The 13,555-nt window shown below is 50.0% G+C and carries 12 protein-coding genes; 9 read left to right on the forward strand and 3 right to left on the reverse strand.

Going from position 1 to position 13,555, the window contains the following annotated elements:
* Positions 1 to 21 precede the first annotated feature (21 nt).
* From ACHZA1_RS02175 to ACHZA1_RS02215, 9 genes are all read left to right on the forward strand, one after another.
* Positions 22 to 1,578 carry a lysine 5,6-aminomutase subunit alpha gene (locus ACHZA1_RS02175; RefSeq protein ID WP_320054939.1) on the forward strand — a complete coding sequence of 519 codons (1,557 nt, stop codon included), beginning with the start codon at positions 22 to 24 and terminating at the stop codon, positions 1,576 to 1,578.
* A 1-nt stretch (position 1,579) separates the two neighbouring features.
* A complete protein-coding gene (locus tag ACHZA1_RS02180; RefSeq protein ID WP_320053601.1) occupies positions 1,580 to 2,368 on the forward strand; it encodes an OAM dimerization domain-containing protein in 789 nt (262 codons plus the stop codon).
* 156 nt (positions 2,369 to 2,524) lie between these two features.
* Positions 2,525 to 3,184 carry a 3-oxoacid CoA-transferase subunit B gene (locus ACHZA1_RS02185; RefSeq protein WP_320053602.1) on the forward strand — a complete coding sequence of 220 codons (660 nt, stop codon included), beginning with the start codon at positions 2,525 to 2,527 and terminating at the stop codon, positions 3,182 to 3,184.
* A 4-nt stretch (positions 3,185 to 3,188) separates the two neighbouring features.
* The gene (locus tag ACHZA1_RS02190; RefSeq protein WP_320053603.1) at positions 3,189 to 4,397 is read left to right on the forward strand and encodes an acetyl-CoA C-acetyltransferase; all 1,209 of its coding nucleotides are present in this window, start codon (positions 3,189 to 3,191) and stop codon (positions 4,395 to 4,397) included.
* A gap of 27 nt (positions 4,398 to 4,424) precedes the next feature.
* Entirely contained in the window at positions 4,425 to 4,829 is a 405-nt protein-coding gene (locus ACHZA1_RS02195; RefSeq protein WP_320053604.1) for a MaoC family dehydratase, read from the forward strand.
* 15 nt (positions 4,830 to 4,844) lie between these two features.
* Positions 4,845 to 5,588 carry a 3-oxoacyl-ACP reductase FabG gene (fabG, locus tag ACHZA1_RS02200; protein ID WP_320053605.1) on the forward strand — a complete coding sequence of 248 codons (744 nt, stop codon included), beginning with the start codon at positions 4,845 to 4,847 and terminating at the stop codon, positions 5,586 to 5,588.
* A 195-nt stretch (positions 5,589 to 5,783) separates the two neighbouring features.
* Positions 5,784 to 6,923, forward strand: a complete 1,140-nt coding sequence (locus tag ACHZA1_RS02205; protein ID WP_320053606.1) for an acyl-CoA dehydrogenase — start codon at positions 5,784 to 5,786, stop codon at positions 6,921 to 6,923.
* Between the two features lie 260 nt (positions 6,924 to 7,183).
* A complete protein-coding gene (locus ACHZA1_RS02210) occupies positions 7,184 to 7,966 on the forward strand; it encodes an electron transfer flavoprotein subunit beta/FixA family protein (RefSeq protein WP_320053607.1) in 783 nt (260 codons plus the stop codon).
* Between the two features lie 10 nt (positions 7,967 to 7,976).
* Positions 7,977 to 8,975, forward strand: coding sequence for an electron transfer flavoprotein subunit alpha/FixB family protein (locus tag ACHZA1_RS02215; RefSeq protein ID WP_320053608.1), 999 nt, complete (start codon positions 7,977 to 7,979; stop codon positions 8,973 to 8,975).
* A gap of 156 nt (positions 8,976 to 9,131) precedes the next feature.
* Here ACHZA1_RS02215 and ACHZA1_RS02220 read toward each other — a convergent pair whose 3' ends face one another.
* From ACHZA1_RS02220 to ACHZA1_RS02230, 3 genes are all read right to left on the reverse strand, one after another.
* Positions 9,132 to 11,063: a PQQ-binding-like beta-propeller repeat protein gene (locus ACHZA1_RS02220; protein ID WP_320053609.1), complete on the reverse strand. Its 1,932-nt coding sequence runs from the start codon at positions 11,061 to 11,063 to the stop codon at positions 9,132 to 9,134.
* A 460-nt stretch (positions 11,064 to 11,523) separates the two neighbouring features.
* The gene (locus ACHZA1_RS02225) at positions 11,524 to 12,867 is read right to left on the reverse strand and encodes a hypothetical protein (protein ID WP_320053610.1); all 1,344 of its coding nucleotides are present in this window, start codon (positions 12,865 to 12,867) and stop codon (positions 11,524 to 11,526) included.
* Entirely contained in the window at positions 12,857 to 13,399 is a 543-nt protein-coding gene (locus ACHZA1_RS02230; RefSeq protein WP_320053611.1) for an RNA polymerase sigma factor, read from the reverse strand. Before ACHZA1_RS02230 ends, ACHZA1_RS02225 begins: the two co-directional genes overlap by 11 nt.
* Positions 13,400 to 13,555 lie beyond the last annotated feature (156 nt).

Here is a 13,555-nt window from a genome sequence, read left to right on the forward strand (position 1 = left end):
AAAAGAAAACAAAGCAACATGATACAAAATAGTAAGCTAGGACTCGACTACAACACCGTTAGCTACGCGAAGGGTGTGGCAAAGAAGATTGCCGACGACGTGCAGCTTTTCGTGGAAAACTATACCACGGTTGCCGTTGAACGAACCCTTTGCCGCCTACTCGGCATCGACAACGTCGACGAAAACGAGGTACCGCTACCCAACGTGGTGGTAGACGAGCTAAAGGAGAAGGGCGTGCTAAGCGAAGGCGTAATGTTCTTCATCGGCAACGCCATCGCCGAAACGGGGCTAACCCCACAGCAGCTTGCCGAGCAGATTGCCACCAGCAAACTCGACATCACCACGCTGCCCATCCACTCCAAAGCGGAAATCAACAAGGCACTTGAACCCCATATCAACGCTGCCATCAACCGAATTAAAGCGCGCCGTACCCGCCGCGAAAACTACCTCAACACCATTGGTGAGGGTAGCAAGCCCTACATCTACGTGATTGTTGCCACAGGTAACATCTACGAGGATGTGGTGCAGGCCGAAGCCGCCGCCCGTCAAGGTGCCGACATCATTGCCGTAATCCGTACCACGGGCCAAAGCCTGCTCGACTACGTACCCTACGGGGCAACCACCGAGGGCTTTGGCGGCACATTCGCCACCCAGGAGAACTTCCGCATCATGCGTACCGCGCTCGATAAGGTTGGCGAGGAGGTTGGCCGCTACATCCGCCTGTGCAACTATTGCTCCGGCCTATGCATGCCCGAGATTGCCGCCATGGGCGCCATCGAAGGGCTCGATGTGATGCTCAACGACGCCCTCTACGGCATCCTCTTCCGCGACATCAACATGCAGCGCACGCTGGTCGACCAGTACTTCTCCAGGGTGATCAACGGCTTTGCCGGGGTGATCATCAACACCGGCGAGGACAACTACCTCACCACCGCCGACGCCTTCGACGAGGCGCACACCGTCCTAGCCTCCGACCTCGTTAACGAGCAGCTGGCCCTACTGGCCGGGCTACCCGAGGAGCAGATGGGCCTAGGCCACGCCTTCGAAATGACCCCCGACCTCGAGAACGGCTTCCTCTACGAGCTGGCACAGGCCCAAATGACCCGCGAGATATTCCCCAAGGCACCGCTGAAGTACATGCCACCTACCAAGTTCATGACCGGAAACGTGTTCAAGGGACAGATTCAGGATGCGCTCTTCAACCAGATCTCCATTTGGACCGGCCAGGGCATTCAGCTGCTAGGGATGATTACCGAGGCCATCCACACCCCCTTCATGTCCGACCGCTACCTAGCCATCGAGAACGCCAAGTACATCTTCAGCAACATGAAGAGCATTGGCGACGAGATGGAGTTTAAGCAGGATGGCATCATCCGCAAGCGTGCCCAGCAGGTGCTCGCCGAAGCGGTTGAGCTGCTCGAAAAGTTGGATAAGGAAGGGCTGTTTACCGCGCTGGAGAAGGGAATCTTTGCCAACGTAAAGCGCCCAAAGAACGGAGGAAAGGGCTTGAACGGCGTTGCCGAAAAGGGCACCAACTACATCAACCCATTTATTGAACTAATGAAAAACAGGAGCTAGCATGAGCGGAGGATTATACTCGATGGAGGCAAGCGAATTTGACAAAACGCTCGACCTAAAAAATATAAAGCCCTACGGCGATACGATGAACGACGGTAAGATGCAGCTCAGCTTCACCCTACCCGTTCCGGCAGGCGACGAAGCCGTTGAGGCCGCCAAGCAGCTGATGAAAAAGATGGGATTGGAGAACCCCCAGGTGGTCTTCTTTAAGGAGCTAACCGAAGGCTTCACCTTCTTCAACTGCTACGCCAGCTGCACCCACACCGTAGACTACACCAACATATACGTTCCAAAGGTGGAATCGACCACCATGGACATGCACGAAACCGACCAGTTCATCAAGGAGCACATCGGGCGCAAGATCGTCATTGTAGGCGCCAGCACCGGCACCGACGCCCACACCGTAGGTATCGACGCCATCATGAACATGAAAGGCTATGCCGGTCACTACGGATTGGAGCGCTACGAGATGTTCGAGGCGCTGAACATGGGCAGCCAAGTTCCCAACGACGAGTTTATCGCCAAGGCTATCGAGATGAAGGCCGACGTGCTACTGGTATCGCAAACCGTCACCCAAAAGGACGTCCACATCAAGAACATGGTGGAGCTGGTAGAGATGCTCGAGGCGGAAGGGCTTCGCGACAAGGTTATCCTCGCTTGCGGAGGACCACGCATCACCCACGAGCTGGCCAAAGAGCTGGGCTACGACGCCGGCTTCGGCATGAACTCCTACGCCGACGATGTGGCCTCGTTTGCCGCTCAAGAGTTAGATAGAAGATTAAACAAATAGGAGCTAGACGAAGTTATTTCAGAAGTTAGACAAAGTTATAGGAAGTAGAAACGGCCAACCCGTCCCTACACAACCAACTTCGAGAACACCACTCTATCTAACATCTAAAATCTAGCGTCTAATGTCTGTATTCAAAGAAATAAAAACCTACCCTAAATGGATAAAGACCAAATCAGAGAGGTAATTGCTCGTAGAGCAGCCCTCGAACTTAATGATGGCGATGTGGTGAACCTAGGAATTGGGCTTCCCACGCTTGTACCCAACTACGTACCTGCCAACGTAAAGGTGATTCTACAGTCAGAAAACGGATTGCTAGGGATTGGTCCCGAGCCTGCTCCCGGCGAAGAAAACCTTGAAATGGTTAACGCCGGAGGAGGCTACATCTCGGCAATACCTGGAGCATCGAGCTTCGACAGCGCCACCTCCTTTGCCATTATCCGTGGTGGGCACGTTGACGTTACCATCCTCGGTGCCCTTCAGGTTGACGAGAAGGGAAACCTTGCGAACTGGATGATCCCCGGAAAGAAAACCCCAGGAATGGGTGGCGCCATGGACCTGCTTATTGGTGCAAAAAAGGTGATCCTTACCATGGAGCACACCGCTAAAGGTGCGCATAAGATTATGAAGCAGTGCAACCTTCCACTTACCGCTGCTGGCCAGGTAAACATCATCATCACCGAAATGGGCGTTATGGAGATTACCCCAGAAGGCATCGTCCTCAAGGAGATCAACCCCGAGTTTACGGTTGAAGAGGTACAGGCAGCCACCGAGGCAACGCTGATTATTCCAAAAGACATCAAACCAATACAAAGCTAACCCTATGAGTAAAGTTTACATTATTGCCGCCAAGCGCACCGCTGTCGGCAAGTTTTTGGGAAGCCTCAGCAGCGTATCGCCTGCTGATATGGCCGCAGAAGTTATTAAGAACATCATCACCGAATCTAAGATAAACCCCGCCACCATCGACGAGGTAATCGTTGGAAACATTCTGATGGCTGGATACAAGCAAGGCATTGCCCGTCAGGCTGCCGTTAAGGCCGGAATACCTGTTGAAGTACCCGCATACGGAATAAACATGATTTGTGGTAGCGGAATGAAGGCCGTCCTAGATGGTGCTACCCACATAAAAGCAGGTGAAGCAGAAATAGTATTGGCAGGAGGCACTGAGTCGATGTCTAACGCCGGATACGTGCTGCCCGGAAACCTCCGTAATGGAAATAAGATGGGCGATTTCAAGGCAATTGACCACATGGTTACCGATGGCCTCACAGATGCCTTCGAAGGCTACCACATGGGCATCACCGCTGAGAATGTTGCCGAAAAGTATGGTATCACACGTAAGGAACAGGACGAATTCTCCTACAACTCGCAGGTAAAGGCAGCAACTGCCATCGACGAAGGACGATTCAAGAATGAAATTGTTCCTATCACCGTAAAAATTGGTAAGGAGATGGTCTCCTTCGATACCGATGAGTTCGTAAACCGCACAACTAGCCCCGAAAAGCTGGCCAACCTTAAACCAGCCTTCAAGAAGGATGGAACCGTTACCGCAGGGAATGCATCAGGCATTAACGATGGCGCTTCGTTTGTTCTTCTAGCATCGGAAGAGGCTGTTGCCAAGTACAACCTTACCCCTCTTGTAGAAATTGTTGCCACCGGACAAGGCGGCGTTGAGCCATCGATAATGGGAATGGGGCCTGTGCCTGCCATTGCAAAGGCGCTTAAGAAGGCCAACATGAACCTTAAGGATATGGACATCCTTGAGCTTAACGAGGCATTCGCAGCACAATCGCTTGGCGTAATCCGTCAGCTTTCTACAGACCATGCCGTAACCGAGGATTGGATTAAGCAGCACACCAACGTAAACGGAGGAGCCATTGCGCTAGGTCACCCTATTGGTGCATCGGGCAACCGCATTACCGTTAGCCTTGTTCACGAAATGATGAAGAGCAACAAGCAGTACGGCTTGGCATCGCTTTGCATCGGTGGAGGTATGGGAACTGCTGTAATCCTTAAGAAGGTAGAATAACATCCCCATCATAAATCGGAAACACCCATGATTAAGCAAGGAGATGTTTACACGCATAGCGTCGAATTTAAGCAGGTGGATGTTGTTAAGTTTGCCAAAATAACCGGCGACTGCAACCCTATCCACCTTGATGCAACCTATGCTGCTAATACTATTTTTAAGCGACCAATTGTGCACGGTTTTCTTTCTGGGGCCGTTTTCTCCAAAGTTTTTGGAACCCTTTTCCCCGGCGAAGGCACCATTTACCTATCGCAGGAGATGAAGTTTCTTGCGCCAATTTTTGTGGACGAACCCTACGAAGCCCGCTTCGAAGTTCTAGAGGTAAACACCGAAAAGCATGTCGGAATTATAAGCTGCACCCTGCAAAACAGCCAGGGTGTGGCCTGCATCATCGGCAATGCCAAGCTAAAGCATGATAAGCAATTCGTTTAACCTAATAGAAAAGCGATGAAAAGACTTGAGAATAAAGTTGCCATCATCACGGGTGGCGCAGCAGGAATTGGCGCAGCAACGGCAACCCGTTTTGCTGGCGAAGGTGCTACAGCCATTATTTGGGACTTGGACGAAGCTAGAGGCACCGCTCTTGCCGAGCAGCTTTGCAGCGAAGGGAAAAAAGCAACCTTCGCCAAGGTTAACACCGCAAAGTACGAAGAGATAGAGGCTGCAACCAAAGCGGTAATCGAGAAGTTCGGCAGGATTGATATCCTTATCAACAACGCAGGAATTACCCGCGACAGCACACTTAAAAAGATGACTCCAGAACTGTGGCAACAGGTAATCGACGTTAACCTTACTGGCGTTTTCTACTGTACAAAAATTATATCGGAGTACATGGTGGAAAAGAACTACGGACGTATCGTTAACGCGTCGTCGGTGGTAGCGCTATACGGCAACTTCGGTCAAACCAACTACGTGGCAACCAAGGCTGGACTTATTGGCATGACCAAGACCTGGGCTCGCGAGCTTGGAAGAAAAGGCATCACCGTAAATGCAATTGCACCAGGATTCATTGCCACCGAAATGGTAGCCAAAATGCCCGAAAATGTAATCGACGGCATGAAGAGCAAAGTACCTATTGGCAGGCTTGGACAACCAGAGGAGATTGCCGCAGCATACCTATTCCTTGCTTCGGATGAAGCAGCCTATATCAACGGAGCTACACTTAGCGTAGATGGCGGCATGACCATATAACACATTGTAAGCATTTATTCAATTTTCAACTTTAATTTTACACGATTCACTGTTATTTCAATAACATTTTTATACTTTTGAGATCGAAATAAAGAGATCTTATCAAGGACGTACCATAAATCCAAATCCGATATTCTAAGTAGAGGGTTTGGATTTTTTACATAGATATGGATTGGATTTAAACGAAATAACAGCATGGATTTTAGCTTAACAAAAACGGAATCCCTCTTTCTTCAGATGATTAGGGAATTTGCCGAAAAGGAGGTGAAGCCCCTTGCCTCCGAAGTTGACGAGCAGGAGTTTTTCCCCTTGGAAACGGTGAAAAAGATGGCGAAGCTTGGGATAATGGGAATTCCTGTTCCTATTGAATACGGCGGAGCCGGTGGAACCAACCAGCTTTACAGCATGGCGGTTGAGGAACTTTCGGCCGCCTGTGCAACCACAGGGGTAATTGTATCGGCGCACACATCGCTTTGCGCTGCGCCAATTATGGAGCATGGCACCGAAGAGCAAAAGCGCAAGTATCTTCCAAAACTTGCTTCGGGAGAGTGGATCGGCGCCTTTGGCCTTACCGAACCTAATGCCGGAACAGACGCCTCGTCGCAGCAAACTACCGCCGTTGAAGATGGCGACAGCTACATTCTTAACGGAAGCAAGATATTTATTACCAACGCCGAGTACGCCCACGTGTACATCATCTTTGCCATGACCGATAAGACGAAAGGGGTAAAAGGGATTTCGGCATTTATTGTAGAGAAGAGTTTCCCTGGTTTCTCGGTTGGAAAGAAGGAGAAGAAAATGGGTATCCGCGGTTCGGCAACCTGCGAGCTGATTATGGAGAACTGCATTGTTCCAAAGGAGAACATGCTGGGTAAGCTTCATGGAGGCTTTGGCATCGCCATGAAGACCCTCGACGGCGGCCGTATCGGTATCGCATCGCAAGCGCTAGGCATCGCTCAGGGTGCCATCAACGAAACCGTGAAGTACGCCAAGGAGCGCAAGCAGTTTGGCAAGTCGATTGCCGCCTTCCAGAACACCCAGTTCCAAATGGCCGATCTTGAAACAAAGACTCAGGCCGCACGCCTGCTGGTACGTCAAGCAGCCTACAAAAAGGATGCAGGCATGCCCTACTCTGTTGATGCAGCCATGGCTAAACTTTTTGCTGCCGAAACGGCAATGGAGGTTACCAACAAGGCAGTTCAGTTCCACGGTGGATACGGCTACACCCGCGAATATCCAGTAGAGCGCATGATGCGCGATGCCAAGATTACCGAGATCTACGAGGGAACCTCGGAGGTACAGCGTATGGTTATTGCAGCATCGCTATTTAAGTAGAATACAATTAGTGATGGAGTCAGCTCGATTAGCATTGAACATTGAAAATCGAATCCCGAATGATTTGCAGAAAGTAAAATCAGCGCAACTTCTCCCGTCCTAGAGGAAGAAGCGACGTAGTCGAGGGTGGTTGTCACTTATTTTTGAAAAACCACCCCGCCCTTCGGGCACCCCTCCTTAAAAAGGAGGGGAATAGTTTCAAAACATCATTTGCTCATAACATCAGAGCTGACATTATCAAACAAAATAAAAGAAAGACAATGAAAATTGTAGTTTGCATAAAGCAGGTACCCAATACTACCGAAATCAAGATAAACCCAACCACGGGAACGCTTATCCGCGATGGGGTTGCCAGCATCATGAACCCTGACGATAAGAGCGGGCTGGAGATGGCGCTGGAGCTAAAGGAAAAGCATGGCGCACACGTAACGGTTATCACCATGGGACCACCACAAGCCGATGCCGTGCTGCGTGAGGCATTTGCCATGGGAGCTGACCGTGCCATCCTGCTTACCGACCGTAAGTTTGCAGGTGCCGATACCCTTGCTACCTCTCATGCGCTTGCAGGGGCACTTCGTAAGCTGGAGTTCGACCTGCTAATCACCGGACGCCAGGCTATCGATGGCGATACCGCACAGGTTGGCCCACAGATTGCCGAGCACCTAGACCTACCTCAGGTAACCTACCTCGAGCAGATTAGCTTTGACGAGAACAAGACCTTTACCATGCGTAGGGCAACCGAAGAGGGCTACCAAATCCTCGAGGTTGAGAGCCCTTGCGTGGTTACCGTACTATCGTCGGCCAACCAGCCCCGCTACATGAGCGTACGAGGTGTGGTAGAAGCCTACAACCGCGAGGTGGAGATTTGGGGCGCCGACAACATCGACGTGGAAGAGGGTGTGCTTGGCCTTAAGGGCTCTCCTACCCGCGTTCACAAGGCGTTTACCCGTGGCGTTAAGGCTCCAGGCGAGCAGTACGAGGTGGATGCTGAAGAGGCTGTTGGCATCATCATCAGAAAATTAAAAGAAAAGTTTATCATCTAAACCGCTAGCAATGGACAAAGCACAGTATAGGGGCGTTTACGTCTTCGTAGAACAGAGAGAGGGTAAGGTGCAGCACGTATCGCTGGAGCTGCTGGGCAAAGCTCGCGACCTTGCCGATGCGCTTAACGAAAAGGTTTACGCCATCTTCCCGGGCAGCAACATCGCCGAAAAGGCTAAAGGCCTGATTGCCTACGGAGCCGACGTAGTGCTCTGCATGGATGCGCCCGAACTGGCCGAGTACACCACCGAGCCATACGCCCAGGCCATCTGCCAAATAGTAAACGAGCGCAAGCCCGACATCGTTATGATTGGCGCCACCACCATTGGCCGCGACCTTGGCCCTCGCCTATCGGCCCGCCTATCGACAGGTCTTACCGCCGACTGCACCCGCTTGGAGATCTCGGAGGAGAAGGAGCTGATGATGACCCGCCCTGCCTTTGGCGGCAACCTGATGGCGACCATCGTGTGCAAGGAGCACCGCCCACAGATGAGCACCGTGCGCCCCGGCGTGATGAGGGCGATGGATGCGGATGCTACCCGCCAAGGCGTGGTGGAACAGGTTACGGTGAGCTTCGACAAACAGAAGTTTAGGGTAAAACTGGTGAAGACGGTGAAGGAGGATAAGAATATGGTGGATATCTCGGATGCAAAGATCCTGATATCGGGAGGTCGCGGTATTGCCAGCAATGCCGAAGGGATAGAGATGCTCAAGGGGCTTGCCAGCACCATGCATGCTCAGGTATCGGCCTCGCGTGCGGTGGTTGATGCCGGATTCGTTGGTCACGAGCGCCAGGTTGGACAGACGGGGAAGACCGTTCGCCCCGACCTGTACTTCGCCTTCGGTATTTCGGGTGCCATTCAGCACCTAGCAGGTATGGAGGAGTCGGACTTCATCGTTGCGGTGAACAAGGACAAGGGGGCGCCCATCTTCCAGGTGGCCGACTTGGGTATCGTTGGCGATGCCCGCAAGATTATTCCGCTGCTGAACGATCGCCTGAAGAAGAGATAGAGTACACAAACTGCTACACTATAATTTCAATCCCCACTGGAGGCTTCGGCTGATGGTGGGGATTTTATCATACAGTTAATCGTCCACCTGCAATCGGGATAAAAAAAGAGGGGGGCTGAAATCAGCCTCCCCCTTTACTATTTTGTAGCTCTACAACTAGATATTCATGGTATTGAACTCTCCGTTATCGAGGAAGTAAAGCATGCCATTGCTAGAATCGATCTCGTAAACAACATCTCTATTAGAGCTGAAGTCAACATTCTTGATCTCTTTTCCGGTATTCTTCTCTACGATTACCAAGGTAATGGTTACCGTACCATTAGAGCTATCGCCCTTCATGAAGTAAGCGTAGTTGTTATCGGTACGAACAGCACGGCGTTTTTTGTCGTTTGCCTTAACGCTTTGGCGCATTTGCTCCTGAGCTTCTGATGCAGCCCCCATTTGTTGTGCGGACTCTGCATCCATAAATACTCCTGATGTGCTAGTAGTCTCGCCCTTGCTATTAACGCTAGAAACTCGTGCGCTAAGCAATCCAGAAGCGATACTTGCGGTAAGAAGTCCAGCCTTCTTCAATCTATCGCCTACCAGCTGCTTGTAAACCTTATGCTCTACCAGCTGCCCATCTTTTGTGATAAGCGCATACTCCTTTTGTCCGTATATAAAGTAGCCATCGTGTCTAAAATCGCAGCCAGCAATCTCCTCGGGGTTTTCGATTTTGAAGTCAACAGCCTTTGGTCTCTTCTTCTGATTGTCGGGATCGAGGATGTGAACGCGTTTTTCGCCAATAACAATGATCTTACCGTTAGCATCGTCGAAGGTTAGACGGTCGCCTTCGCCCAAGAGCATGCCCCACTTTCTATCGCCAGATTCCTTATCGTAAACGTTAAGGGCTCTTTTGCTGATCATGACACGAGTATTTTTGAACAGCTTAGCGTAGGCACCCCAAGCGTCTTTCTCGTCTACATCCTCTAGCTCTACGAACTTCTTCCATGCCTTCTTGCCGGTCTTTAGATCAACAGCCATCATTTTGTTGGCAAACTGAACTTCAAGCCCTTCGGGGAGGAATGCCATTGATTTAAGCCTAGGCGCGTCGAAATCTTTCTTCCAAACCTTTTCTCCGGTGGCGATATCGTAGATATTCAGCCCATCGTTATTTGCAAGGATCACCTGGTTTTGGTCGAACAGCTTGTACATTTTATATGTTCCATCGAGGATTACGGGTTGGCTCCAGAGGTTCTTTCCGGTAGCGGCATCAACGGCAATTACCTTTTTCCCAAATGGTTTTGTACCACTTAGCGACAGCATGTTGGATGCCGTAGAGCGCTTGTCGACAACAAGGATTACCGTTTGGTTTTGGTTTAGGAAGAAGGTTCCTGGGTTGCAGTCGTTTTCCCAAGCGATGGCGCCTGTTTTTCCGTTGAGCAACGCGAGCTTGCCGTTGTTGTTGTAGATAATGTCGCCAGAAGCGGTTGCGGCAGGCTTAAACAGGTCAACCGAGAAGGCGTCCAAGCCTTGAGCCTTAGCCAGGTACTTCATGGCATCCTTGGCAGCGCTGGCCTCGGCCAGCTTTGTGGTCCATACCACCTGGCTGGTGGCGATGTCGATTGCATGAACCTTCTGCGAGCCATCCTCATCCTTAACCTTCACCAGTAGGAGGTTTAGCTCGGGGATAAGATCGCCTGCGAGGTACGACTTGTAGGGGTTGTTGCCCTCACCAAGTACAATCTTACCGGTCGATACGTCGATAAGGTTGTTGCTAATTGAAGCAAATTGGGTGTAGGGGATGTCGAAGTACTCCTGCATGTCCAATCCCTTGGTCATATCGGAAGAGCCGGTTAGCGCACTTGCGGTACCTGCAGCCTGAAGAGCTGCCATCTTCTCCGATTTCTTGATAGTCCAAACTACTGACTTGCTAGTCGGATTTACTCCATAGTAGCTCGAAGAAGTTTCGACAATTGGAGTTTGTGTGAACTGGTGAAAGTAGATTGACTTTGATTTCCCTTCAACTGGCGTTTTCCAGTTGATATCACCTTGTGAGAATGCCTGCCCTGCAAGGAGCATGGCAAAAACGAAAAACGATTTTTTCATAAGCAGTATTTGATAATTAAGAAAAAAATCTAAAGAATTCAGCCCATTTATTTCTCCGCAGCTACACACACAACGCTGCTCTTTTTGAGGAGAGCTAAAGTAAGCATTAATTAGGAAAATTTTCAATTAGTAAAAACAAAAATTGATTTTTCCCTAAAAACCTCTCACCTACCCCTTGCACCTCCACACTATTGCCAGAATATGAGCGGAGGCAAGAGCATGGTGCAGAACCCAAAACTCCCCGTTGAAGGCTAGAAACCTTGGTTACTTGAGCGTAGCGAGGTCGCAACATTCAGCATGGAATGTTTATGAAGGTGGAGAAGTAGCTGCTACGCTATAGCCTCGGCCTCGCTGGGGCTATACGCTACGAGAACATATAGCATACATTCAAATAAAATACCGCCGAAGCTGCAGCTTCGGCGGTATTTTCATCTTAGTGAAGGTTTACATTGAGCGAAGGCTACAGCCCACCATCCACCAACCAAACCTTATTCTCGTTGTCGTTTCGTAGGGCGAGGCATATTTTTCTAGTGTAACCATCTCTTAAAACTACCTCACAGGGAACATACTCGCCAGGATATAAACCCGACTTAAACGGTTCTCCAATCTTTACCACCTTTAAGCCACTACACTTTCTTTTAATCAGCTTCATTAGCAAAAAATTATACTGTGCAAATGGTACCTTAACGGCATCCCAGCGATTCTTTGCCATTGAATCGAAGATGATTTCGGCGGCACGCTTGCTGCTGATGGTGCTAAAGGTTTCGCTTTTGATGTTCTGCACTGCGGCAAGATCGGTAACCTCTGCCCCCTTGGGCAATGCCAACGCAAATGTTGATGGGCTTATAGGTACGTTGTAGTCGATGCTTTCGGTTTCGAGGATAAGCGTCTCCTTACTGCCTTCGAGAACGTAAATCTTCAGGCTTTTAATCAGCTTGGTTTGGCTGCTGAACACGTACTCGCGGCGGTTGTCCGATTCGTTAATCGATCGGTTTTTACTATAGTCGTTAATGAAGTTGCCCTGCGCCTTCGAGGTAACGGTCATGTGTATTTCGCCATCCTTTTCGGCCATGCGAACCTCCGAGGTCTTGTCGGTAATTCCGGTTTGCTCCTTTCGCAGCACCGATTCGGGATCGAGCAGTATCCTAAACCACTCCACGAAACCAGCATCTAGGCTGCCCTTGTAAACACCGTTTGCCATAGGTATCCACATCAGCTGCTGCTTGCCATCGCATACAACTACACGCCCCCCCTTGTCAATCCGCCACTTTTCCGGCTTTTCGAACGACTTGCTGATGGTGTGCTCTACCATGTCGTACTCGGTACCAACGAGGGCAAAGTTATCGTTGGGCAGCGTGCGAACCCTAAGCTTCATAACCATATTTTTGATAAGCCCTGTTGCCTTAATTGAGCTTTCGAGAAGGGAGTTTCCAGCCTTGGCTTCGCCAACTAGGCTTTCGTTACCTTTATGGAGCAGCGGTATAGCAATTATTACGGCCACCAAGACGGCTGCAATAGCCGCTACCTTTTTAATGGTGGAATTTAACCGGAAGGTTCTGGTTGTTTTGTTTTTCATTGGTTGTTTCTCCTTACTTAAGTGATTAATGATATTCTGCTTAAGCAATACAGGAGCACTTGGCAGATAGCGCGGGTTCAGGCATTCGACAACCTCTTCCATTTCGTAAAAATCGGCAGAACAAGCAGAACAGGTTAGCAGATGCTCTTTCAGCTCGGCAGCTAGCGCTTTATCTACATCAGCATCAAAAAGACTGGTCATTTCGCGTTTAAACTCGTTACAATCCATGATGTACCTCCTTTGCTTTTTCGATTTTCGTTTTAAGTTTATCAATACCGTACTTAAACCTCGATTTCACAGTAGTAACAGGGATCTCGAACAGCGCTGCAATCTCCACAAAGCTGAGGTTGTCGAGCACCTTTAGGCGGATTACCTCGGCCTGCTCGGCAGGTAGGCTTTCGAGGAGCCCCTCGATGCGGTTGTACTCCTCGACGAGCAGCAGGTGGCTGGCAACAGCCCCCTCCTGCATCTCTAGCGGAATTACGGCCTGATCGAGCGGCTCGATCCTTTTCCGGCTCCAGCTACGCTGGTAGTCGGCACAGGCGTTGGATATACTCCGAAACAGATACCCCTTAAGGTTGCTTACGGCATGTAGGCAACCTACATCGCGGTATAACTTGATAAAGACATCCTGAACTATATCCTGCGCATCGGCAAAGCAGCCTGTTCGAAAAAAGGCAAACCGGAATATCTGATCCTGATACTCTGCTATTACATGCTCAAGTTCCTTCAATCGATCACGGCCGTGAGATTTATCCATTATTGCATTTTTAAGCATTCGATGTAAAGACGACAAAGGGAGGTAAAAAGACGTACAAGCTCCAATATTTTTTTTTAGAATGATTTGCACCTACTCGGCATCGTTGAATCGAGCAACAGCCCCCAAACAGGCTTTACTCCCCTTTCAGGATAATAA

It is taken from the genome of uncultured Acetobacteroides sp. (assembly GCF_963667355.2).
Taxonomy (GTDB): Bacteria; Bacteroidota; Bacteroidia; order Bacteroidales; family ZOR0009; genus Acetobacteroides.

Excerpts from the sequence above, each read along its gene's own strand:
- ACHZA1_RS02180 (WP_320053601.1), top strand. The coding sequence starts at position 1,580 with ATGAGCGGAGGATTATACTCGATGGAGGCAAGCGAATTTGACAAAACG.
- ACHZA1_RS02185 (WP_320053602.1), top strand. The coding sequence starts at position 2,525 with ATGGATAAAGACCAAATCAGAGAGGTAATTGCTCGTAGAGCAGCCCTC.
- ACHZA1_RS02190 (WP_320053603.1), top strand. The coding sequence starts at position 3,189 with ATGAGTAAAGTTTACATTATTGCCGCCAAGCGCACCGCTGTCGGCAAG.
- ACHZA1_RS02195 (WP_320053604.1), top strand. The coding sequence starts at position 4,425 with ATGATTAAGCAAGGAGATGTTTACACGCATAGCGTCGAATTTAAGCAG.
- fabG (WP_320053605.1), top strand. The coding sequence starts at position 4,845 with ATGAAAAGACTTGAGAATAAAGTTGCCATCATCACGGGTGGCGCAGCA.
- ACHZA1_RS02205 (WP_320053606.1), top strand. The coding sequence starts at position 5,784 with ATGGATTTTAGCTTAACAAAAACGGAATCCCTCTTTCTTCAGATGATT.
- ACHZA1_RS02210 (WP_320053607.1), top strand. The coding sequence starts at position 7,184 with ATGAAAATTGTAGTTTGCATAAAGCAGGTACCCAATACTACCGAAATC.
- ACHZA1_RS02215 (WP_320053608.1), top strand. The coding sequence starts at position 7,977 with ATGGACAAAGCACAGTATAGGGGCGTTTACGTCTTCGTAGAACAGAGA.
- ACHZA1_RS02220 (WP_320053609.1), bottom strand. The coding sequence starts at position 11,063 with ATGAAAAAATCGTTTTTCGTTTTTGCCATGCTCCTTGCAGGGCAGGCA.
- ACHZA1_RS02225 (WP_320053610.1), bottom strand. The coding sequence starts at position 12,867 with ATGGATTGTAACGAGTTTAAACGCGAAATGACCAGTCTTTTTGATGCT.
- ACHZA1_RS02230 (WP_320053611.1), bottom strand. The coding sequence starts at position 13,399 with ATGGATAAATCTCACGGCCGTGATCGATTGAAGGAACTTGAGCATGTA.